Raw genomic sequence first — 23,091 nt, forward strand, 5'->3', positions numbered from 1 at the left:
CGGCACGCCAGCCGGACACGCCGCATCGGGGCGTTCGGCCAAGGACGCCGCGCGGCGCCCCACTTCGGCTGCTGGACGCTACGCCGAGGGCGGCCGATGCGGCCACTGAAGATTTTGTAATATCCGGGCGCGGGCGCGCCGCGCTGTGCAAAAGGTCAGCCTGGGGGCCGAAACGAAAAGGCCGCCCGCGTCGGAAGAACGCGGACGGCCTGTCGATTTCGCCGGGTTGGCGCTAGGCCAACGGCTCAGGTCACTTTTGCGCGCGTGGCGGGCGGCGATCGTTCACGCCATAGAGACGCTTCTCGGCCCACTCGGAATTTTCGATGTCGCCCTTGTCGGGCAGGGCGGCCGAATCGGCCGGTGTGCGATAATCCGCCGGGGGCTGGATCAGATAGGCGCGTGGCGCCGGCTTGCCGTCCTCGGTGAGGAGGGCGCGTTCCTGCGACCGGCCGGTGAAGGTCTGGCGCATCTGCTCCCGAGTCAGCCGGAAGTCCTGGGGTCGGCTGTCCTCGAGGAGATAATCTTTCTTGTGGTCGAGCCCGCCGCCCGCGCGCCGCGCGGCCGCGACGCCATCGGGACCGACACGCGCCACGCCGATCTCGCCGACAGCGTTGCGCTCATAAGCCGCCTCGGCGCCGCGCGCATCGAGTTCGGCCTGGCGCTGGCGGATCCGCTCGTCCTGATCGACGGGGAAGTTCACTGCGGCCTCGGCGGCAGACGTCTCTTCGGGCGTCGGAAGGTCGGTCGATCCGGGGATCGCGAGGGGGGCGCGCGGCTTGTACTGGATCGGACGCTTTTTCTCTTCGACCATGCCGGTCATCGACAGGATGGCGCCGAACGCCGTCGAGTCGCCACCCTGCTCGGATGCGTCACTCTCTTCCTCGAAATAATTGTAGGCCGTGTTGCAGCCGCCCAGGGTCAGGGCGAGCACGGTCAACACCAAGGCGAGACGGACCATCGGACAAACTCCACAGTTCGGCGGCCTGAGCCACCAACCACCAGCCTTCTCGCGCCCGAAGGCGACAGTCAACCATACGCGTCGCACAGATGAAGACTGATGCCGAAATGGCACACTTGCACGGACGTCGTTAAGGATCCGTTTGGGCTGTTCGTCCGGGAAACAGGCTGTCGATCAACAGGACGACCACGCCGACCACGATCGCTGCGTCGGCGACGTTGAAGACGTACCAGGAAAAGCCCGCATAATAGAGGTGGACGAAATCGACGACCGCGCCGTAGGCGACCCGGTCGATGAGATTGCCGATCGCCCCGCCGATGATCAGCCCGACCGCGATCTGGACGAGAGGCCGCTGCGTGCGCCACAGCCAGACCGAAAGCGCGACCACGGCCACCGCCGTGAAGGCGACGAGGAGCCACCGCCCCAGCCCCTCCGACTGAAGGAGGCCGTAACTGATGCCTCTGTTCCAGACGAGGGTGAGATCCATCACCGGCAACACGTTGATCGGCCCCTGCGACAAGTCGAGCCGGTGCAGGACGAAGAGCTTCGTCGCCTGATCGAGGAGGAGGATCGTGACGGCGAGGATGATCGCCGCCCCCCGGCCGCGCCGGTCCGTATCGTTCATGCGGCGCCGGCGTCGATCTCGGCCATCGCCGCCGCGTCGCGCGGCGACAGGTCCGGATAACGCGGGTCGGTGCCGACGTCCGGGCTCACCTTCCAGGACCGCGCACACCGCTTGCCCTCGGCCTTGCCGATGCGGACAGAGACGCCGGGCACCTCGGGAAGGGTGAAGGCGCTCTCGTCCGGCGCGCCGGCCTCGATCGTGACGGCGCTCGTGATCACCACGTCGTCGAAGTGCACGGCCTCCACCGCCGCGCGGAGGGAATCGTCGGCGATGCGGACCACGGGATGGGCTTCGAGCGAGGAGCGGATGCGCTTGTCCCGCCGCTCGACCTCCAGCGCGCCGGTGACGACGCGGCGGACCTTCTTCACCCGCTCCCACCGCTCGGCGAGCGCATCGTCGCGCCAGGCAGGATCGATCGCGGCGAACGGTTCGCGGTGGATCGAGCGCGTGTGCCCCCGGCTTTCCCACGCCTCTTCCATCGTGAAGGGCAGGAGCGGGGCGAGCCAACCGACGAGCGCGTCGAACAGCGTGCGCACCACGGCGAGCGCGGCCTTTCGCCGTTCGCTCGACGGCGCGTCGCAATAAAGGGCGTCCTTGCGGATGTCGAAATAGAAGGCGGACAGCTCGACATTGGCGAACGTCATCAGGGTGTGCGCAACGTGGCCATAATCGAACTTGCGATAGGCCTCGCGCACCTCGACGTCGAGTTCGGCGAGGCGGTGGAGCATCAGCCGTTCGAGCTCGGGCGCCGTCGCGGCGTCGAGCGGCTCGCCCTCGTCATGGGCGAGCGTGCCCAGCATCCAGCGGATCGAGTTGCGCAGCTTGCGGTAGGCGTCGGCGACACCCTTCAGGATTTCCGGGCCGATGCGCTGATCGTCGGTATAATCCTGGCTCGCGACCCACAGGCGCAGGATGTCGGCGCCGAACTGGTCGATGATGTCTTGCGGGGCGACGGTGTTGCCGAGCGATTTCGACATTTTCCGCCCGTCCTCGGCCATCGTGAAGCCGTGGGTGATGACGGTGTCATAGGGCGCCCGACCGCGCGTGCCGCACGATTCGAGGAGCGAGGAGTGGAACCAGCCGCGATGCTGGTCGGAGCCCTCGAGATAGACGTCGGCCGGCCATTTGAGGTCGGGCCGCTTGGCGAGGCAGAAAGCGTGCGTCGAGCCCGAATCGAACCAGACGTCGAGGATGTCGTCGACCTTCTCATAGTCGGCCGCGTCATGCTCCGCACCGAGAAAGCGCTCGGCCGCGCCTTCGGCGAACCAGGCGTCCGCGCCCTCCGCCTCGAATGCGGCGGCGATCCGTTCGTTGACCACCTCGTCGATCAGGACGTCGCCGGTCTCCTTGTGCACGAAGACGGTGATCGGCACGCCCCAGGCCCGCTGGCGCGAGACGACCCAGTCCGGCCGATGCTCGATCATGCCGTGCAGCCGGTTGCGGCCGGTGGCGGGGACGAACTGCGTGTCGCCGATCGCCTTGAGAGACCGCGTGCGCAGGGTCGACCCGTCGCCGAGGTCGGTGTCCATCGCGATGAACCATTGCGGCGTATTGCGGAAGATGACCGGCTTCTTGGAGCGCCAAGAGTGCGGATATTGGTGCTTCAGCCGCCCGCGCCCGATCAGCGCGCCGGCCGCGACCAGTGCGTCGATCACGGTCTTGTTGGCGTCGCCCTTCTTGCCCTCGTCGGTGATAACGGCGAGCCCCTCGAAGCCCGGCGCCTCGCGGGTGTACCGACCATCGGCGCCGACGGTGTAGGGGATCGTGGCGTCGATCTCGGCGGCCTCGAGGGCGCGCTTGTTGTCCATCCACACCTCGAAGTCCTCGACGCCGTGGCCGGGTGCGGTGTGGACGAAGCCCGTACCGGCATCGTCGGTCACATGGTCGCCGGCGAGGAGCGGGACGGCGAAGTCATAGCCCTTGCCGTGCAGCGGATGGCGCGCCGTGACACCGGCGAGGACGGCGGCCGGCACATCGTCACGCCGCCGATAGGCGTCGACGCGGGCCTCCTTGAAGACCTGTTCGGCCAAGGAATCGGCGACGACGAAGAGCTCGCCCGGCTTCGCCCAGTTCTCGGCCGGCGCCTCGGTCACTTCATAAAGGCCGTAGGAGATACCGGGGCCGTAGGCGATGGCGCGGTTGCCGGGCAGCGTCCAGGGCGTCGTCGTCCAGATGACGATCCGGGCCTCGAGGAGGTCGGTGACGATCGCGTCGTCCTCCGGCGAACCGGGCTCGGACGGATTGTCGCGGACGGCGTTGATCGCCTGGGTGTTCACATTGGCGACCGGGAAGGCGACGAGCACCGTGTCGGACTGATAGTCGTGATACTCGACCTCGGCCTCGGCGAGGGCGGTCCGCTCGACGACCGACCACATCACCGGCTTCGAGCCGCGATAGAGCTGCTCAGAAACGGCGAACTTCATCAACTCGCGGGCGATCTGCGCCTCGGCGAGGAAGCTCATCGTAAGATACGGATCCTTGAAGTCGCCGATCACGCCGAGGCGTTGGAACTCGCCGCTCTGGACGCCGAGCCAGTGCGTCGCGAACTCGCGGCACTCGCGGCGGAACTCGTTGATCGGGATCGCGTCTTTGTTGCGCCCCTGGGCGCGGAAATTCTCCTCCACCTTCCACTCGATCGGCAGGCCGTGACAGTCCCAGCCGGGGACGTAATTGGCGTCGTAGCCGAGCATCTGGTGGGAGCGGACGACGAAGTCCTTCAGGATCTTGTTGAGCGCCGTACCGATATGGATGTGGCCGTTCGCGTAGGGCGGTCCGTCGTGGAGGATGAACTTCTCGCGGCCCCGGCTGTCGGCGCGCAGCGTCTCATAGAGCTGCTCGTCGGCCCATTTGGCGATCCAGCCCGGCTCGCGTTTGGGCAGACCCGCGCGCATCGGGAATTCGGTTTTCGGCAGATATAGCGTCGCGGAATAGTCTCGCGCTTCGTCCTCTTTCGGGGTCGTCTGGACATCGCTCATCGGATCGACTTTCGCCATTGCGGCACGCACCCGGTGGCCGTGCCATGGAAACGGACATCGCGCCCGACGGCGCGCACGGGACGCCCCGTGCGGGTCAGGCACGCAAATTGCAGAAGCCGAGGGACGCGCTCAGGCGCGGAATGAACCCCGTCCCGCCGACGGCTTCACACCGGCGGACGGGCCCAAAATTCGCCCGGTCGCCATCCCGATCAGGCCGTATGAGGTCGTGCGTCTCATGATCCGAGTTCGCTTAGACGATTGGAGGCGGAACGGAAAGCACCCAGACGTGATTGCCGCCGGTCCGCGTGCGAAAAGGGGCGACCGGAGGCGCCCCTTTCCAGGATGTGACGCTGTGGCGCGCCGATCAGACGGCTTCGAGGATCGCCGTCGCGCCGGAAACCTTCGCCTCGCCGGGCGTCTCCTCGATGTTGAGGATCTTCACGACGCCGTCCTCGACGAGCATCGAATAGCGCTTGGAGCGCACGCCCATGCCGAAGCCCGAGGCGTCGAGCTCGAGGCCGATCGCGCGGGTGAAGAGGGCCGAACCGTCGGCGAGGAAGGTGATCTTGCCTTCGCCGCCCGAGGCCTTCGCCCAGGCGTTCATCACGAACATGTCGTTGACCGACACGACGCAGACCTCGTCGACGCCCTTCGCCTTGATGGCGTCGAGATTCTCGATGAAGCCGGGAAGATGATTGCGATCGCACGTCGGCGTGAATGCGCCGGGCACCCCGAACAGGATGACTTTGCGGCCCTTCGTGAGCTCTTCGATCGTCACTTCGGACGGGCCATCCGCCGTCATGACCTTGAAAGTTGCGGTGGGAAGCTTGTCGCCAACGGCAATCGTCATCGGTGGGTCTCCGGGATCGGGAGGAATAGTCGCGGCGTTTTAGTCCACGATGGAGCCGGTGACGAGCCCCGACTTTGTCTTATCTGATGGTATGCTAGGCTGATCACCAACCTTGAGGAGGGCGGACGATGGAGCGGATGGAGGGCTACCTCGAGGGACAGTGTCTGATCGCGATGCCTCAGATGGGGGACACCCGGTTCGAACGCGCCGTCGTTTTCCTGTGCGCGCATTCGGCGGAGGGGGCGATGGGCATCATCGTCAACAAGCCGGCGCGCAACATCTCGTTCGTCGATCTCCTGACCCAGCTCAACGTGATCGACGAGGAAAATGCGATTCGCCTTCCCGAATCGGCGCGGAACGTCCCCGTCCACAATGGCGGGCCGGTCGAGACCGGTCGCGGCTTCGTCCTCCACACGTCCGATTTCATGTTGAAGGAGGCGACGCTCGTGACCGGAAACGACGTCTGCCTCACCGCGACGGTCGAGATCCTGCGGGCGATCGCGAATGGCCACGGGCCGTCCCAGGCGCTCCTCGCGCTCGGCTATGCCGGATGGGCGCCGGGCCAGCTCGAGCAGGAGATTTCGAACAATGGTTGGCTCCATTGCGAGGCCGATCACGATTTGCTCTTCAATGGAGACCTCGAAGCGAAATATCAGAGGGCGATTCAGAAGCTGGGGATCGACCCTCTCCTCCTCTCATCCGCGGCCGGGCATGCCTGACAGAAGCGGGAGAGTTGTTGACAGGGCGCCACCAGAAGCGCTTGTGACGGTTCGACGGGAGGAGACACCGGGTGCAGTACATCTCCACACGCGGCGGCGCGGCGCCGCTCGGCTTTTGCGACGCGACCTTGGCGGGCTTGGCGCCCGATGGCGGTTTGTTCGTCCCCGAGACCTATCCGCGCTTCGCGCCCGGTGAGCTCGCGGCGCTGACGACCCAGCCTTTCGAGGCGATGGCACGCGCCGTCCTCAGACGCTTCGCCGGTGACGAGCTCGACGCCGACGCCCTCGGCGCGGACATCGACGCCGCCATGGCGACCTTCAATCACGCCGCACGCACGCCGCTCGTCCAGGTCGGCCCGCGCGATTATGTGATGGAGCTCTTCCACGGCCCGACCTTCGCCTTCAAGGACGTCGCGATGCAGACGCTCGCGCGGCTGATGGACCGGATCCTCACCGCACGCGGCCGCCGCGCGACGATCGTCACCGCCACGTCGGGTGACACCGGCGCCGCCGCCGCCGAGGCGTTCCGCGGCCGCGCGGCGATCGACCTCTTCATCCTCTATCCCGACGGCCGCGTCTCCGAGGTGCAGCGCCGTCAGATGACGACGATCGCCGACGATAACGTCCACACCCTCGCCGTCGAGGGCGATTTCGACGACTGTCAGCGCATCGTGAAGGCGCTCTTCGTCGATCGCGACTTCAACACGCGCGTCGCGATGAGCGGCGTCAACTCGATCAACTGGGCGCGCGTCGCGGCGCAGATCACCTATTATCTGTTCGGCGCGCTGGCGCTCGGCGGGCCGGAGCGTAAGGTTGCGTTTTCTGTTCCCACGGGAAATTTTGGCGATATTCTCGCGGGCTATGTCGCCCACCGGATGGGGCTACCGATCGAGCGCCTCGTGATCGCAACGAACCAGAACGATATCTTGGATCGAACCGCGAAAACCGGCCGCTACGCGCCGGGCCGGGTCATGCCGTCGACCTCACCGTCGATGGACATCCAGGTCTCGTCGAATTTCGAGCGGCTGGTCTTCGACATGTCCGGCCGTGACGCCGCCTCGATCGCCGCCCGCATGGCCGACCTGTCCGACGGTTTCGCCCTCACCAATAGCGAGCGCACGGCCATGGCCGAGCTGTTCTCCTCCGCCCGCGCCGACGACGAGGACACCCGCCGCACCATCGGCGAGATCTACGCCGAGACCGGCATGATCGTCGATCCGCACACCGCCGTCGGCCTCAAGGCCGCGCGGGAGACGACGCTGCCGGAGGGCGTGCCGATGATCACCTTGTCCACCGCCCATCCGGCGAAGTTCCCCGACGCGGTGGAGGCCGGTTGCGGCGTTCGCCCGGTCCGGCCCGAACGGCTCGACGAGGTGATGCACGCGCCCGAGCGCATGACCAAGATCGCCGCCGACACGGCCGCCGTCGCGCGCCACATCGTCGACCGCTCGCGGGCGGTCACGGCCTGATGCGGCTCACCAGGCTCGATAGCGGTCTCACCGTCGTCAGCGACGCGATGGCCCACGTCGATTCCGCCGCGCTCGGCGTCTGGGTGAAGACCGGGGCGCGCTCGGAAGGGGAGGGCGAGCACGGCATCGCCCACTTCCTCGAGCATATGGCCTTCAAAGGCACCGCTAAGCGCTCCGCCCGCGCGATTTCCGAGGCGATCGAGAGTGTCGGCGGCGAAATCAACGCCGCGACCAGCGTCGAGACGACCGCCTATCATGCGCGGATGCTCTCCGAGGATCTGCCGCTGGCGCTCGACATTTTGTCAGACATCCTCACCGTGCCGACCTTCAATCCGGCCGACGTCGAGCGCGAGCGCAACGTCATCCTGCAGGAGATCGGCGCCGCCGAGGACGTGCCGGAAGACCGCGCGTTCGACGCCTTTCCCGAGGCCGCCTATCACGGCCAGCCGCTCGGCCGGCGCATTCTCGGCACGCGCGACAGTGTGGGCGCGGTCGATGCGGACTCGCTCCGCCGCTTCTTCGAGGGACATTATACCGCCTCCGCAATGACGGTTTCGGCGGCCGGCAATGTCGACCATGACCGGCTCGTCGACGATGTCTCCCGCGCCTTCGAGGTGCTGCCGCGCCGCGTCGCGCCCGAGCCGCCCGGCGCGCACTATACCGGCGGCATCGCGACGGAGGCGCAAGATTCGTCGGAATGTCAGTGGATCCTCGGCTTCGAAGGGCGTCCGGCCACCGATCCGAAGGCGGTGACGGCGCACCTCGCCGCGATGGTGATGGGCGGCGGGCTCTCCTCGCGCCTCTTCCAGGCGCTGCGGGAGGATCGCGGCCTCGTCTACGACACCTCGGCATTTCATTGGGCGTTCGCCGATTCCGGTGTCTTCGCGATCCACCTCGCGACCACGGCCGACGAGGTGGAGGAGGCGGAGACCGTCGTCCTCGACGAGCTCGAGAGCGCGCTCGCCGGCGTCAGCGAGGACGAGCTCGGCCGTGCCAAGGCACAGCTCAAGGCCGGCCTCTTGATGTCGCGTGAGAGCTGCAATGCCCGGATGGGACAGGCGGCGCGTCAGGCGATCGTCTTCGGCCGCCCCGTGCCGAAGGAAGAGCGCATCGCCGAGATCGAGCGCGTCTCGCCCGAGGACGTGCGCGACATCCTCGCCGACATGGTGACGACGACGCCGACCCTCGTCGGCATCGGGTCGATGACGATGCCGACCATGGGCACCATTCGCGGCCGCTTCGGCGCCCCGCGCGATCGGAAGGCCGGTGTATGAGTGCGCTGCCGCGCTCCTCCCTCGTGCGCGGCTCCGCCGCGCTCAACGAGGGAACGATTTTGCGCGGCGAGACGTGCTTTCTGAAAATGCCGCTCGCCAACGACTATAGCGAGTGGAGTCAGTTGCGCGCCGAAAGCCGGCATTTCCTGAAGCCCTGGGAGCCGACTTGGCCGCGGGACGATTTGACCCGAATGGCCTATCGCCGCCGAATCCGGCGCTATCATCGTGAGATCCGCGCCGACGAGGGCTATGCCCTGTTTGTGTTCGAAGCGAAATATGGTCAATTGGCCGGCGGGTTGACCCTTGCGCATGTGAAGCGCGGCGTCACCCAGTCGTGTTCGCTCGGCTACTGGATGGGCGAGCGTTTTGCCGGGCAGGGTGTGATGGGCGATGCGGTGCGCCGGATCGTTCCGTTCTGTTTCGACGTGCTCGGCCTCAACCGGATCGAAGCGGCGACGTTGCCGCACAACGAGCGTTCCATGCGTCTATTGCGTCGTGTCGGCTTCAGCGAAGAGGGCTATGCCCGTCGCTTCCTGTGTATCAATGGGGCCTGGCGCGACCATGTCCTCTTCGCGCTCTGCGCGGGTGACGCGGTCGGCGAGGCCGCCGGCAAGGAAGCGGCCGCCGCCGTCAGTCGGGAAGGCGGGGAACCGGCATGATCCGCGCCCTTCTTGCTCTCATCATCCTCGCGCTTTGCGGCGCGACCGCGCATGCGGTCGAGGCCGTTCCGGTCGGCGGCACGGTCCAGGTCGTCGACCTTCGGCCGCACATGGAGATGTATCTCGACCAGGAGGGCAGCCTTCAGGTCTCCACCGCGCCGGATCTCGACGGCGTCGTCCAGCGCATCGAAGTGCGCGCAACGAACCCCGACACTCGCTATTGGGCGGTGATCGGCCTGCAAAATCCCGGCGATGAGCAGATCGACCGTCTCCTCGTCGCGCCGCATCATCGGCTCGCCGATTCGGGCGTTCTCGACCCCGATCTCGGCTCGGAGCGCATTCTCGCCATCACGCCGAGCGAGGGCTTTCCGCCGAACCGGATCCCGAGTTCGGACGCCGACGTCTTCCTCCTGACGCTCGATCCCGGCGCCTCCGTCACCTACGTCCTCGAGCTCGCCTCGCCGCAGCTTCCGACGCTGCGCCTGTGGGAGCCCGGCACCTATCGCGACAGCCAGAACGCCTACACCCTCTTCAAGGGGATCGTTGTCGGCATCTCGGGCCTTCTCGCGCTGTTCTTCCTGGTGATCTTCGTCATCAAGGGCACGATGATGTTCGCCTCGGCGGCGGTGCTCGCCTGGGTGGCGTTCGGTTATGTCCTCATCGACTTCGCCTTCCTGGGCGACGTCATAGCGGCCCGATTATCGAACGAGGCGGTGTTGCGCGCCTTCGCGGAGGCGATGCTGGTCCTCGCGCTCGCGGGCTTCATCCTGTCCTATCTGAATTTCACCCGCTGGCGGGTGCGCAACAACTATGCGCTCCTCACTCTCGTTCCGCTGGCGGCCGCGGCCGGCTGGCTCGCGGTACACGATCCGGTCCTCACCGCGACGATCGCCCGCTGCGCGCTGGTGGTGGTCGCCGGGCTCGGCCTGCTCGCCATCCTGATCTCCGCGATCCGGGGCCATGATCGGGCCATTCTGATCTTGCCGACCTGGGCGCTGTTGATCGCCTGGATCGTCGGTGCGGCGCTCACCGTCTCGGGCGAGATCGACAATGATTTCGTGCAGCCTGCGCTGAATGGCGGGCTCATCCTGCTCGTCCTCCTGATCGGCTTCACGGTGATGCAATACGCCTTCGCCGGCGCCACCATCGCCCCCTCGCTGGCAAAGGACGTCGAGCGCGATGTGCTCGCCCTCGCGGGGGCCGGCGACATCGTCTGGGACTGGGACGTCGCGCGCGACCACATCTCGTGCGGGGCGGAGGCGGAGCATCGGCTCGGCCTCGATAAAGGCGATCTCCAGGGCCCGCCGCAGGACTGGTTCGCGGTGCTCCATCCGCAGGACCGTGACCGTTTCCGCGCGACGCTCGATTCGATGGTCGACCGCCGCCGCGGCCGGATCAGCGATCTCTTCCGCTTTCGCGGCGTCGACGGGCACTATCGCTGGTTCCGCCTGCGCGCCCGGCCGGTGATCGGCTCGACGGGCGAGATCATCCGTTGTGTCGGCACGCTCAACGACATGACCGAGGCGAAGACTATCGAGGAGCGTCTCCTCCATGACAGCGTCTACGACAATCTGACCGGTCTGCCGAACCGCTATCTCTTCCTCGACCGGATCGAGATGGCGCGCGCTTGGTCGAACGAGACGACCGCGCAGCGCCTCTTCGTCGTCATCGTGAACCCGGACGATTTCTCCGAGATCAACGACGCCTACGGCCAGTCGGTCGGCGATTCGGTGCTCCTGACGCTCGCGCGGCGGCTCGGCCGTATGCTGAAGCGCCATGACAGCGTCGCCCGCCTCAACGGCGACAGTTTCGGCCTCCTCATCTACCACGACCCGACCAAGCTCGAGGAGTTCGTGAACCGCGTGCGCGAGACGGTCGGCGCACCGATCCAATTTGCCGATGGCGAGTTCTCGGTGAAGGTCTCGGTCGGGATCGCCGGGATCGACCTCAAGGCCGACAGCCCGGAAGAGATCCTCGAGAATGCCGGCCTCGCGCTGCGCCGCGCCAAGCGTCAGGGCGGCGATCGGGGCGAGGTGTTCGACCCCTTGATGCGCCGCCTCAATATGAGCGGCCGCTCGCTCGCCCGCGACCTCAAGCGCGCCATCACCGAAGACAAGGTGAAGATCCAGTACCGCCCGGTGCACGATCTCCTCAACGAGCGGATCGTCGGCTACGAGGCGATGCCGTCCTGGCACCATCCGCTGCAAGGTCCGCTCAACTGGGCCGAGCTTCTCGACGTCGCCGCGCAGGAGGGCATGGCCGTCCAGCTCGCGATCGCGACGATGGAACGCGCCGCGCAGACGCTCGCCCAATGGCGGACCGGCGGCAAGCCGCTCACCCTTCTCCTCACGCTCCCGATCGCCGACGCCTTCCGCTCCGAGCTGATCGGTGACGTGAAGACGGTGATCGCCCGCAACCGGCTCGATCATGGCGCCCTCCAGATCGGCGTTCCCGAAAGCGTCGTGACCGACAATCCGGAGTTCGCCGTCCAGCTCTTCACGCGCCTTCGCGATGTCGGCGCGGGAACGTGGATCGTCGACTTCGCCCGCCGCACCAGCGCGCTGCCGAATCTCTATCGTTTCGCGCTCGACGGCATTCGCTTCGACGAGCGCCTCACGTCCGTCTCCGGCGACATTCGCCAGCAGAAGATGCTGTCGGCGCTGTTTGCGATGACCAATGCGCTCGAAGCGCGTGTCATGGTGGGGGGCGTGATGAACGCCCGTGAGGCGACCGAGCTCCATTCGCTCGGCGCCCGCTATGCGGTCGGCCCCGCCTTCGGCCGCCCCGTGACGGCGCAGGCCGCCCCCAACCTCGCGGTCGAGCAAGCCGCCGCGGCCGAATGACATGATGCGCAAAGGCGCCCGTCCCTCGGCCCACGCCGAGCTCGAACGCCTCGCCTCCCGCTTCGAGGAGGCGGTCAAGGCCGAGGATTGGGACGAGGCGGTCGCGGCGCTCGACGGGCTTCTCGTGCACCAGCCGGGGGCGCCGGCGCTCCTCTACAACAAGGCCGTGGCGCTCCGCCACGCGCGCCGCGCCGAAGAGGCGGTGGTCGCGGCCGATGCCGTCCTGTCGCGCGAGCCGCGGCACGTCAACGCGCTCTTCGAGCGGGCCTGCGCCTTGATGGATCTCGGTCGCTTCAGCGCCGCCCGCGACGGGTTCGAGCGCTTTCTCTCCATCGAGCCCTACGATATCGACGCGCGTCTCAACCTCGCCGCGCTCCTCCTCAAGGCGCACGCGCCGGAGGCGGCGCTCGCCCGCGTCGCGGAGATGCCCGGCCGTCATGCCGCCTTGGTGCGCGCCGAGGCGCTGCGTGATCTCGGCCGGACCGACGAGATGGAAACCGTCCTCACCGATCTTCCCGAAGCGTTGGCCTCGAAGGTTCGATCGCTCGGCGCCCACGCGCATCTTTCGTTCGACATGCGCCGCGCGGCGGCATCGCCCGGCGGCGCATCGCAGCCACCGGCCGTCTGAGGCGATCCCGTTTCTGACGGGCGCCGATCGGGATGGTCCCCGAGCGGCGCCGCCGATGGGGCCGTGCCAAGCCTCTCCCGCCTCGTGTCCATTCTCCCGCGGAGCGGGGCTCGCCTCAACCCACGCTTCGCTCTTCGGGGTTGACCCGAGCCCCGCTCCGCGGGGTCCGGGCCGTGTCGGCGGCTCCGAAGGAAGGTCGGGCTTTCGGTCTCTCCAAAGGAAGGGGAAGAGGACGCGCGGTGTGGAGGCGCGGGCCGGCCGGGTGGCGCAAGTGTCGCGCGTGGTCTGCGGTGTGGGGCCCCGTTGGGGCGCCGCCATTTTCGGCACTGCCGGATGGGGCGCGCGTTCGCTGGTGGCCTGGCGTCATGAATGGGGGACCATTCGAGAGCGAAGGGGGCCGCGGCGGCGTCGCAGATGGGGCCGGCCAAGTGTGGCGGGGCGGCCCTCAGGCCTTGCGGAAGGGGCCGCCTTGGCGGCGTTCGACGGCGGCGGCGGCGCGCAGGACGGCGGCCTCGTCGAATGCCTTGCCGGCGATCTGGAGGCCGATCGGCAGGCCCTCCGCCGCGCCGCACGGCACGCTGATGGCGGGAAGGCCGGTGAGGTTCCACGGATAGGTGAGCCGCCAGGCGACCGCGAGAACGCTCTCCGGCGCGCCGCCGATCTCCACCGTCCGCTCGCCGACGCGCCAGGCCGTCAGCGGCATCGTCGGACCGATGACGACATCGCAATCGGCGAGCTTTTCCGCCCAGCGGTGTCCGATCAAGGTGCGGTAGCGCTCGGCCTGGAGATAATCCGCGCCGGTCACGAAGCGGCCCATCTCGACCAGAAGGCGCACATCCTCCGAAAAGGACGCGACGTCGCCTCGCGCGAGGCGGCGATCGTGATAGGCGGTCGACGAAGCGAGCTCGATCGCGAAGATCGCGCCGAGGCCGTATGCGAGTTCGGGAATCTCGAACTCGGTGATCGTCGCCCCGTCGGCGGCGAGCCCGTCGATCGCGGCCTCGACGGCGGCGGCGACCGGTGGGGTGATGCCCTCGAAGAAATGGTTGCGGCAGATGCCGACTTTGAGGCCTTTGGCCCCCGCGTCGAGGGCGGGGCGGAGCGCGTCGTAGGCGAGAGGGGCGTGGGTCGCCGCCGGGTCGGCCGCGTCGGGGCCGGACATGATCGCCGTCAGGAGCGCGGCGTCTGCGACGGAGGTCGCGAGCGGCCCGGCATGGTCGAGCGACCAAGAGTGCGGAACGATGCCGCTTCGACCGATGCGCCCGAAGGTGGGTTTGAGGCCCACGGTGCCGCAAAGGCTCGCCGGGATGCGGATCGAGCCGCCGGTGTCCGAGCCGAGCGCCGCCGCACAGAGCCCCGCCGCGAGCGCCGCGCCCGAGCCGCCCGAGGAGCCGCCCGGCACGCGGTCGGTGTCGAACGGGTTCACCGTCGGCGGCGTCTCCATCCCCCAGGCGAATTCATGCATCCGCGTCTTGCCGATGAACACCGCGCCGGCCGCGCGCAGCTTCGCCACCGCATGAGCGTCAGTCATCGGATCGTCGATCGCAACGGCGCTGCCGGCCGTCGTCGGCATGTCGGCGGTGGCGTAATTGTCTTTGATGGCGATCGGAATGCCGTGCAGGGGGCCGCGATAGGCGCCGTCCGCGATCTCTTCTGCCGCGGTCTCCGCGGCGGCGCGCGCGCCGTCATTGAGGTGGACGAAGGATTTCAGCGTTCCGTCACGCGCGGCGATCCTGTCCCGATAGGCGTCGAGGAGGGTGACCGGGGAGAGGCGCTCGGTGCGGATCGCCTCGGCGAGCTCGGTGATCGTCCGGTCCGTGAGGTCACTCACCGGCGGGCTCCACCGGGTGGAAGACGATCGCGGGATGTATCTCGCCGAGATCGAGGGTGCGCAGTTTTTCGATCTCGGTGCGGATCTCGGCGAAGGCGGCGGCGACCTCCGCGAGGCGGGGCTCGTCGAGGTCGAGGCTCGTGATCGTTCGCGGGGCGAGCGGGTCCGGCATCGGCGTCTCTTTCAGGGGTTGCGTGACCCACCGCCGCCGGGGCGGTCGGGCGGGGACTTCAGAAGCATTTCGACGACGGCGTCCGGGGCGGGGGCCGGCGGCGCGCCGCGACGGGGCATCCCGGCGACGAAGGGGGCGAGTTGACGGCCCGCCACCGCGTAGACGCGGCGAAGCTCGGCGATCGGGTCGGCATGTTCGTCGACGCGAAGGTCGACGCGGCGATAATCCTCCGCGCCGATGACGGCGAGGGCGGCCGATTGCCGTCCGCGCTTGTCGCCGCCGGCGGCCTGCGCGGCCTCCAAAGCGCGCATCAGGCGCTCTTCGAGGGGAAGGCCGGCGGTCGTCTCGAACGTCTCGGCGAGGGCGTCGATGACGGCGGGTCCTGTCAGCATGTTGCCTTGCGCGGCGTAGTCGGGTCCGTCGCGCTCGCCGCACCAGGGGGTGCACTCCGTCCCCGTATGGGCGGCGCCGGGGCCGGCGTGGCCGATCGCGCCGACCTGGCGGAACGCCGCGGCGGGATCCTGGGCGAGGATGGCGGCCACGGCGGCGGGGGCCGTCGTTCCGGTCGCGAGGCGGTCGAGAATCGCACCGGCGAGGTAGGGGTTCACCCAGGACTGGGTCGAGACCGCCCCGACACCGGATCGCAGGACGAGGCAGATCGCCCCGACGGCGGGAACGGCGGAGGCGACGGCCGCGCCGAGCTCCCCCGTCCGTTCGCAGCGTCCGACGATCGAGAAGGTGTTCACTTCCATGGCGCGCGCCCGTCAGACCTTGAGATGCTCGGCGACCTTCGCCGCGCCTTCGGCCGCCACCCCCTCGTCGACGATCTCGCCGAGCTTCAGGACGGCATAGCGGTCGGCGACGGAGAGGGCGAAGGACAGATGTTGCTCCACGAGAAGGACCGCCGTGCCGTGCTCCGAGCGCGTCCGGCGCAGCACTTCGGCCATGCGCTCGATCATCGTCGGTTGCAGCCCCTCGGAGATCTCGTCGACGAGCATGATGCGCGGGCGGGCGATGATGGCGCGTGACATCAGGAGCATCTTCTGCTCGCCGCCGCTCAGCGTACCCGCGCGCTGCTTGAGGCGCTCGAGCATACGGGGAAACACGTCGCCGAGCATGTCGACGCGGCCGCGATAGATGTCGTCGGCGAGGACGCCGAGGCGGAGATTCTCCTCCACCGTGAGATCCTGGAAAATCGTGTAGTCCTGCGGCGCGTAGGCGACCCCCTGGCGCACGATGGCGTGGGGCGAGCGCCCGGTGATCGGCGCGCCGTCGAGGAGAACCGAGCCGGCGGCCGCCTTCACGAAGCCCATGATGGTTTTGAGGAGGGTGGTCTTGCCCATCCCGTTCTTGCCGAGAACGGCGACGATCTCGCCCGCGCGCAGTGACAGCGACACGCCGTGCAGGACGGTCGCCGCGCCATAGCCGGAGGACACCTCGTCGAGGGAGAGGATTGGCCCGCTCATGCCACCGCCTCGACCTGCTCGCCGGAATAGACCGCGCGGACGAGTTCGGAGTTCACCACCTCCTCGACGGTGCCCTCCATGAGGACGCTGCCCTGGTGGAGGACGACGATGCGCGAGGAGATCTCCCGCACGAAGTCGAGATCGTGCTCGATGAGGACGACGGCGAGGCCGTATTCGTCGGTGAGGCGCTTCAGCGTGTGGCCGATCGCGGTGCGCTCGGCCTTGGTAAGGCCGGCCGTCGGCTCGTCGAGGAGGAGGACGGACGGTTCCGTCGCGAGCACCATTGCGAGCTCGAGGCCCCGCTTCATGCCGTGGCTGAGGCTGCCGGTCTCGGTCGCGAGCACCTTGTCGAGCCCGGTCGCGCGCATGATGTCGAGCGCCGGCTCGGGCATCCTGATCTCGGCGCGACGGGCGAACATCGGCGCGCCGTCGACGCCATAACGGGCGAGCATCAGGCACTCGGCGACGGTGAGGGTGTCGAAGAGGTTGGTGTTCTGGAAGGACCGGCCGACGCCGAGCGCGACGATCGATTGCGGCGCGCCGCGGCCGATCTCGACGCCCTGGACATAGACCCGGCCGGCGGTCCGCTCCGATCCGTCCGAGACGCAGCGCATCAGCGTCGTCTTGCCGGCGCCGTTGGGGCCGACGATCGACAGGAGCTCGCCGCCCTTCACCGTGGCGTTGACGCCGGTGAGAACGCGCAGGCTGCCATATTGGCAGATGAGCTCGTCGATCTTCAGCGGCGGCGCATCGAAGGAGGCGGCGATGGGGCGCCAGTCGGCCGGCACCAGCTCGGCCGATTGAGGCGGCTTGCGGCGGAGCGGCGGGATGACGAAGCCGATCGCCTGGCCGAGAATCGGCGCGAGGCCGCGCGGCAGCAAGACGATCACCACCACGAAGGCGATGCCGGTGAGGAGCTTCCACAGGAAGGGGAGCGTGCCGGAGAGATAGGAGGCGGTCACGTCGATACCGATCGCGCCGAGGACCGGGCCGATCAGCGTTCCGCGACCTCCGAGCGCCGTCCAGATGAGGAGTTCGGTGCCGAGCAGGAAGTCGCCGAGCTCGGGAGCGACGACGTTGGTGAAGGCGGCATAGCCGAAGCCGGCGGCCGCGCCGACCGCGCCGGAGGCCATCATCAGGCCGGTCTTGATCCGGCTGATCGGGATGCCGAGATAGGCCGCCCGCTCCTCGTTCTCGCGGATCGCGACGAGGATGCGGCCGAAATCGCTGCGCACCAGAAGGAAGCCGAGCGAGGTGACGAGGACGAGATAGGCGCCGGCGATCCAGAACCACGTCTCGGTCGACCAATAATAGGTCGGAAAGGCGGAGAGGCCGGAGGAGGAGCCCGTCCATCGCCCGCCGGCGAAGATCAGTTGGACGAGGACGATCGGCAGCGCCAGCGTGATGATCGAGGCATAGAGCGGCGATGCGCCGTGATAAAAGGCGAGCCAGCCGACGATCGCGGCGACCGCGAGGGCGGCGAGAATGCCGATCGCGAGCGCGCCGATCGCCCAGAGCGGGCCGAACCCGTAATGGGTGAAGACGAGGGCGCAGGCATAGGCGCCGATCCCGAAAAAGGCGGACTGGCCGAAGGTCAGGATGCCGGTATAGCCCCACAGGATGTCGACCGTCATCACCAATGCCGCGAGGTAGAAGGCGCGGATGAGGATGTTGGTCGTGTAGATGTCCATGAAGAAGGGCGCGATCGCGATCACCGCGAGGGCGGTGATCGCGCCGAGAGCGACGGTGCGATAGACGCGCTTTGAGGACAGGCTAGCCAAGACCGAGTCCACGCGGATTGATGCGCAGGATGAACGCTGCGAGGACGACGATGGTGAGCCCGCCGATGATCGGGCTGATATAGGTCGACACCGCGACCTGAGCGCCGCCGAGAATGAGGGAGGCGAGCGCGAGGGACGGGATCGACACGCCCGACACGAGCACCAGCATGAACGAGTTCACGAGCCAGGGAAGGCCCATATTGGGGTCGACCGAAAGGAGCGGCGTGATCAGCGCGCCGGCGGCGCAGGCAAGGCCCGCGCCGAGGCCGAAGGTCAGCGTGCGCACGCGGCCCGAATCGATGCCGAGGCCGCGGGCGAGCGTCTCGTTCATGATCACGGCGCGGGCCTGAAGGCCGAAGCGCGTGCCGTAGAACAGCGCCGTCAGCGCGATTCCGATCGCGATCGCGATCAAGGTGACGACGATGCGATAGGCCGAATAGTCGATCGCGCCGAAATCGAAGGTGCCGGACATCGGGCTCGCGGCGAACTGGACTTCGCGGCCGAAGGTCAACGTGATGACCTGGCCGATGACGATGCCGAGCCCCCAGGTCGCGAGGATCGCGTCGAGCGGGCGGGAGTAGAGCGGGCGGACGACGAGCCGCTCGATCACGATCCCGGCGAGAAAACCGAAGATCGCCGCCAGCGGCGCCGATAGCCAGGGGGTGATGCCGGCCTCGGTGGTCAGGAAGGCTGTGTAACCGCCCACGGTCAGAAAAGCGCCGTGGGCGAAGTTGATCAGCTTCATGACGCCGAGAATGATCATCAGCCCGGAGGCCACGGCGAACAGGATCGCCGCCGTGGTCACGATATCGAGGACGAGGATGCTCATCGTCGGTCGCCCGCGCCGATCAATTCGCCAATTGCGGGCACTGATCGCCCGGATCGACGTTCGCGAAGCTCTGGATCACCTCGACCGAACCGTCCTCCTGGACCTGGCCGAGATACATGGTGAGCGGGGCGTGGCGCTGCTTGTTCATCTGAACGGTGCCGCGCGGGCCGGTGAAGCTCACCTCGGAGAGCGCGTCGATGACGGCCTGCGGATCGGTCGACCCGGCCTTCTCGACGGCGGCCTTGTAGAGATAGACCGCCTCATATTGGGGGACCGAAAGGTCGTTCGGCGTGTTGAGGTCGCCGTCGAACTTCGCCTTCATCGCGTCGAGGAAGGTCTTGTTCTCCTCCGAATCGATGCCCGTCACATAGGAGGCGGCGATGAAGATGCCGTTGGCGTCGGCGCCCATCGACTTCGCCGTGCCTTCGTCGACGGCGAGGTTGCCGTAGGGGATCGACACGCCCGCGGCCCGGAGCTGCTTGGTCAGCGTCACGTTCGGCGCGCCGCCGGCCGTCGAGGTGATCAGCGCGTCGGGGTTTGCGGCCTTCAGCTTGGAGATGATCGCGGTCCAGTCCGAACCGTCCATCGGCAGATACTCCTCGCCGACGATCTCGCCGCCACTGTCCTCGACATATTGGCGCGTGAATTCGAGCATGCCGCGGCCGAAGGCGTAGTCGGAGCCGATAAGGAAGTAGGTCTTGGCGCCGAACTCCTTCATGAAATGGTCGACGATCGGAGCCACCTGCTGCTCCGGCACCCAGGCATTGACGTACATCCAGGGCGAGCAGGATTTGCCCTCGTAAAACGAGGTGTAGATGTACGGCACGCGGCCGCGATTGACGATCGGAAGGCCGGCATTGCGGGCCGCCGAGGTCTCCATCGAGATGAGAACGTCGACCCCCTCGCGGAAGACGAGGCTGTCGAACGCGCGCTGTGCGCCCTGCGCGCCCGAGCCGTCATCGGCGACGATGAGCTCGACCGGGCGGCCGAGAATGCCGCCTTCGGCGTTGATCTCTTCAGCGGCGAGCTCGGCCGATTGGACGACCGAGGGGGCGACCACGCTGTTCGCGCCGCTGAGGCCGACCGGGATGCCGATCTTGATGGGGTCCTGCGCCAGCGCGGCGGTCGCCGTCACCGACAAGAGCAGCGAAAGGAAGACGCTTCGTTTCATGAGAGGGCTCCGGGTGTCGATTTGTTGTTTTTGGTCGGGCTGTCAGTACCAAGACGGCTCGGCGTCGGAGCCGAGCATTTCTCCGTAGAGATCGGCGCGACGGTCGCGCAGAACCTGGTTGAAGGCGTTGAGGGTCCGGCTGCGGCGGGCCGCGCCGATATCGCAGGCGGCATAGAGCGTTTCGGGATCGGTCTTGCTCGCGGGGCCGGCCATCAGCCAGCCGTCGGGCCCGGCGATGATGCTCTGCCCGATGAACGGCTGCTGGCGCTCGGTGCCGACCCGGTCCGCGGCGGCGACGAAGATCGAGTTGGCGTGCGCCGCGCCCATGCACAAAATGTTCGACATCGCGAGCGGCTGATGCTCGGAATTGGGCATCGGCACCCAGTTCGTCGGAACGCAGGCGACCTCCGCACCCTGAAGAGCGAGGAGCCGCCAAGCCTCCGGGAACCAGCAATCATAACAAATCAACGCGCCGATCCGGCCCACCGCCGTGCGGAAGACCGGAAAGCCGAGATCGCCGCGCTCGAAGATCACCGCCTCTTCGTCCCACAGGTGCGTCTTGCGGTAGATGCCGAGCAGACCGTCCGGCGCGATGATCGCCGCGCTGTTATAGAGCGCGTCGCCGTCCTTCTCGCAGAAGCCGGCGACGATGTGGAGATCGCGGTCCGCGGCGAGGGCGGTCCATCGGGCGATGGTGGGGCCGTCGGTCTCTTCGGCGAGCGCGAGGGCTTCGCCGCGGCCGTCGAACACATAGCCCGTGTTGCACAGCTCCGGCAGCACGATCAGCTTGGCGTCATGGTCCGCGGCCTCCTCGATGCGCGCGGCGCTCTCCTCGACGTTCCGGGCGACGTCTCCGATCTTCGGCTCGAACTGAATGCATGCGACTGTCAGGGTTGGCTTCACGTGACCTCCAACCGATTGCTTAACCGGAACCTGCATATCTCGTGCCAATGGCCACGCCGGATGCGGCCCCGGAGCGGCGCGCAAAAGACGCTACACCCGCCACGGCGGCGACACCAGTTGCCCAGCATTGAGGCAATATCGCGTTGCCGCGCGTTCGATTGCGTGTCCCTCCGGTGGTGCGATCGAGCGCCGACGCCTCGGCGGGCGGGGCCGCTCCGGGCGCTTCCGAAGATGTTGCGCGTGGTGCAGGCTGCGCAACGCCGGTCCGCCTGTGCTAGAGGGCGGCCAACAACAAGACGAGACCACGGGGAAGCGACGTGACGGGCGAGACCTACGACTACATCATTGCCGGAGCGGGATCGGCGGGCTGCGTCCTCGCGAACCGGCTTTCGGCCGACCCCGGCAACCGTGTCCTGCTCCTCGAGGGCGGCGGCAAAGACGACTGGATCTGGTTTCACATTCCGGTCGGCTATCTGTTCGCGATCGGCAATCCGCGCGCCGATTGGATGTTCAAGACCGGCGCGCAGAAGGGCCTCGGCGGCCGCGCGCTCGCCTATCCGCGCGGCAAGGTGCTCGGCGGCTGCTCGGCGATCAACGCGATGATCTATATGCGTGGCCAGGCCGCCGATTATGACAATTGGCGCCAGCAGGGCCTGCCCGGCTGGGGCTGGGACGACGTCCTCGCGACCTATCTGAAGCACGAGGACCATGCCGACGGGGCGAACCCCTTCCATGCCGCGGGCGGCGAATGGCGTGTCGAGCATCCCCGCGTCCACTGGGAGGTGCTCGACCGGGTGCGCGACGCGGCCGAGGCGGTCGGCGTCCGCAAGGTCGACGACTTCAACACCGGCGACAATGAAGGCTCGTCCTATTTCCAGGTGAACCAGAAGAACGGCCGCCGCTGGAGCGCCGCGCGCGGCTTTCTGAGGCCGGCCCTCTCGCGCCCCAATCTCACCGTCGAGACCGGCGTTGCGGTCGACCGCGTTCTCGTCGAAGAGGGGCGCGCGGTCGGCATCGTCTATCGCCGTGGCGGGGAGGCGGTGACGGCGCGGGCCGCCGGCGAGGTGATCCTCTCGGCCGGCGCGGTCGGCTCGCCGGCGATCCTGGAGCGGTCCGGCATCGGCGACGGAGAGCGGCTCAACGCGCTCGGCGTCGAGACGGTGCGCCACACCCCCGGCGTGGGCGAGAATTTGCAGGACCATCTTCAGATCCGGCCGATCTACAAGCTCACCGGCATCAAGACGCTGAACACCGTCTACCATAATCTGGTGACGCGGGCCTTGATGGGCGTCGACTATGCGCTGCGCCGGCGCGGCCCGCTGACGATGGCGCCGAGCCAGGTGGGTGCGTTCGTGAAGTCCTCGCCCGAATATGAGACGGCCAATCTCGAATTTCACTTCCAGCCGCTCTCGCTCGACAATTGGGGCGAGGGGCTTCACACCTTCTCGGCGATCACGGCGTCGGTGTGCAATTTGCGGCCGACGAGCCGCGGCTCGGTCCACGCCGCGAGCCGGGAGCCCGAGGCGGCGCCGACGATCGATCCCAACTATCTCGATACCGAGACCGACAAGCGGGTCGCCGTCGATTCCATGAAATGGGCGCGCCGCATCATGGACGCCCCGCCGCTCGCGCCGTACCGCCCGGAAGAATACCGCCCCGGCCCGGCCGCGACGAGCGATGCCGCGCTGCTCGAAGCCGCCGAGGCCCTCGGCACGACGATCTTCCACCCGGCCGGCACCGCGAAGATGGGCGCGGCGAGCGATCCGATGGCCGTCCTCGACGAGCGTTTGCGCGTGCGCGGCGTGTCGGGCCTTCGCGTTGCCGATGCGTCGGCGATGCCGTCGATCACCTCAGGCAACACCAACGCGCCGTCGATGATGATCGCGGAGAAGGGGGCGGCGATGATCCTGGAGGACCGCCGCGCCTGAGCGTTCGACG

19 protein-coding genes are annotated in these 23,091 nt (G+C 67.8%); 7 read left to right on the forward strand and 12 right to left on the reverse strand.

Going from position 1 to position 23,091, the window contains the following annotated elements:
- Positions 1-250: 250 nt before the first annotated feature.
- The 4 genes from L1787_RS00485 to L1787_RS00500 all read right to left on the reverse strand — a co-directional run bounded on the left by L1787_RS00485 (position 251) and on the right by L1787_RS00500 (position 5,408).
- Positions 251-958, reverse strand: coding sequence for a hypothetical protein (locus L1787_RS00485; RefSeq protein WP_235706507.1), 708 nt, complete (start codon positions 956-958; stop codon positions 251-253).
- A gap of 130 nt (positions 959-1,088) precedes the next feature.
- Positions 1,089-1,583 carry a signal peptidase II gene (gene lspA, locus L1787_RS00490; protein WP_235706508.1) on the reverse strand — a complete coding sequence of 165 codons (495 nt, stop codon included), beginning with the start codon at positions 1,581-1,583 and terminating at the stop codon, positions 1,089-1,091.
- The gene (gene ileS / locus L1787_RS00495; protein ID WP_235706509.1) at positions 1,580-4,558 is read right to left on the reverse strand and encodes an isoleucine--tRNA ligase; all 2,979 of its coding nucleotides are present in this window, start codon (positions 4,556-4,558) and stop codon (positions 1,580-1,582) included. The genes lspA and ileS overlap by 4 nt, the downstream gene beginning before the upstream one ends.
- Positions 4,559-4,922: 364 nt before the next feature.
- Positions 4,923-5,408, reverse strand: a complete 486-nt coding sequence (locus tag L1787_RS00500) for a peroxiredoxin (RefSeq protein ID WP_235706510.1) — start codon at positions 5,406-5,408, stop codon at positions 4,923-4,925.
- A 128-nt stretch (positions 5,409-5,536) separates the two neighbouring features.
- Here L1787_RS00500 and L1787_RS00505 point away from each other — a divergent pair, with 128 nt between their 5' ends.
- From L1787_RS00505 to L1787_RS00530, 6 genes are all read left to right on the forward strand, one after another.
- Complete coding sequence (locus L1787_RS00505; protein WP_235706511.1) at positions 5,537-6,127, forward strand: YqgE/AlgH family protein; 591 nt, start codon at positions 5,537-5,539, stop codon at positions 6,125-6,127.
- 71 nt (positions 6,128-6,198) lie between these two features.
- Entirely contained in the window at positions 6,199-7,596 is a 1,398-nt protein-coding gene (gene thrC / locus L1787_RS00510; RefSeq protein WP_235706512.1) for a threonine synthase, read from the forward strand.
- Positions 7,596-8,870, forward strand: coding sequence for a M16 family metallopeptidase (locus tag L1787_RS00515; RefSeq protein ID WP_235706513.1), 1,275 nt, complete (start codon positions 7,596-7,598; stop codon positions 8,868-8,870). The genes thrC and L1787_RS00515 overlap by 1 nt, the downstream gene beginning before the upstream one ends.
- Positions 8,867-9,529, forward strand: a complete 663-nt coding sequence (locus L1787_RS00520; RefSeq protein WP_235706514.1) for a GNAT family N-acetyltransferase — start codon at positions 8,867-8,869, stop codon at positions 9,527-9,529. The genes L1787_RS00515 and L1787_RS00520 overlap by 4 nt, the downstream gene beginning before the upstream one ends.
- Positions 9,526-12,372: an EAL domain-containing protein gene (locus L1787_RS00525; RefSeq protein ID WP_235706515.1), complete on the forward strand. Its 2,847-nt coding sequence runs from the start codon at positions 9,526-9,528 to the stop codon at positions 12,370-12,372. Before L1787_RS00520 ends, L1787_RS00525 begins: the two co-directional genes overlap by 4 nt.
- Position 12,373: 1 nt before the next feature.
- Positions 12,374-13,000: a tetratricopeptide repeat protein gene (locus L1787_RS00530; RefSeq protein ID WP_235706516.1), complete on the forward strand. Its 627-nt coding sequence runs from the start codon at positions 12,374-12,376 to the stop codon at positions 12,998-13,000.
- A 445-nt stretch (positions 13,001-13,445) separates the two neighbouring features.
- Here L1787_RS00530 and L1787_RS00535 read toward each other — a convergent pair whose 3' ends face one another.
- Genes L1787_RS00535 through L1787_RS00570 form a run of 8 tightly spaced genes read right to left on the reverse strand, consistent with a single transcriptional unit; the run spans position 13,446 to position 21,153 of the window.
- The gene (locus L1787_RS00535; protein ID WP_235706517.1) at positions 13,446-14,831 is read right to left on the reverse strand and encodes an amidase; all 1,386 of its coding nucleotides are present in this window, start codon (positions 14,829-14,831) and stop codon (positions 13,446-13,448) included.
- Positions 14,824-15,003 carry a hypothetical protein gene (locus L1787_RS00540; RefSeq protein WP_235706518.1) on the reverse strand — a complete coding sequence of 60 codons (180 nt, stop codon included), beginning with the start codon at positions 15,001-15,003 and terminating at the stop codon, positions 14,824-14,826. The genes L1787_RS00535 and L1787_RS00540 overlap by 8 nt, the downstream gene beginning before the upstream one ends.
- An 11-nt stretch (positions 15,004-15,014) precedes the next feature.
- A complete protein-coding gene (locus L1787_RS00545) occupies positions 15,015-15,755 on the reverse strand; it encodes a DUF1028 domain-containing protein (protein WP_235706519.1) in 741 nt (246 codons plus the stop codon).
- 12 nt (positions 15,756-15,767) lie between these two features.
- A complete protein-coding gene (locus L1787_RS00550) occupies positions 15,768-16,469 on the reverse strand; it encodes an ABC transporter ATP-binding protein (protein WP_235706520.1) in 702 nt (233 codons plus the stop codon).
- Complete coding sequence (locus L1787_RS00555; RefSeq protein ID WP_235706521.1) at positions 16,466-18,250, reverse strand: branched-chain amino acid ABC transporter ATP-binding protein/permease; 1,785 nt, start codon at positions 18,248-18,250, stop codon at positions 16,466-16,468. The genes L1787_RS00550 and L1787_RS00555 overlap by 4 nt, the downstream gene beginning before the upstream one ends.
- Positions 18,243-19,079, reverse strand: coding sequence for a branched-chain amino acid ABC transporter permease (locus L1787_RS00560; protein WP_235706522.1), 837 nt, complete (start codon positions 19,077-19,079; stop codon positions 18,243-18,245). Before L1787_RS00560 ends, L1787_RS00555 begins: the two co-directional genes overlap by 8 nt.
- 19 nt (positions 19,080-19,098) lie before the next feature.
- Positions 19,099-20,250, reverse strand: coding sequence for a substrate-binding protein (locus L1787_RS00565; RefSeq protein WP_235706523.1), 1,152 nt, complete (start codon positions 20,248-20,250; stop codon positions 19,099-19,101).
- Positions 20,251-20,292: 42 nt separating this feature from the next.
- Positions 20,293-21,153 (reverse strand): nitrilase family protein, encoded by an 861-nt coding sequence (locus L1787_RS00570; RefSeq protein ID WP_235706524.1) that lies wholly within the window; start codon positions 21,151-21,153, stop codon positions 20,293-20,295.
- Positions 21,154-21,470: 317 nt separating this feature from the next.
- Between L1787_RS00570 and L1787_RS00575 the strand changes: the two genes are divergently transcribed.
- Positions 21,471-23,081: a GMC family oxidoreductase gene (locus L1787_RS00575; RefSeq protein WP_235706525.1), complete on the forward strand. Its 1,611-nt coding sequence runs from the start codon at positions 21,471-21,473 to the stop codon at positions 23,079-23,081.
- The last annotated feature ends 10 nt before the right edge of the window (positions 23,082-23,091 follow it).

Source organism: Acuticoccus kalidii (assembly GCF_021556395.1).
Classification (GTDB): domain Bacteria; phylum Pseudomonadota; class Alphaproteobacteria; order Rhizobiales; family Amorphaceae; genus Acuticoccus; species Acuticoccus kalidii.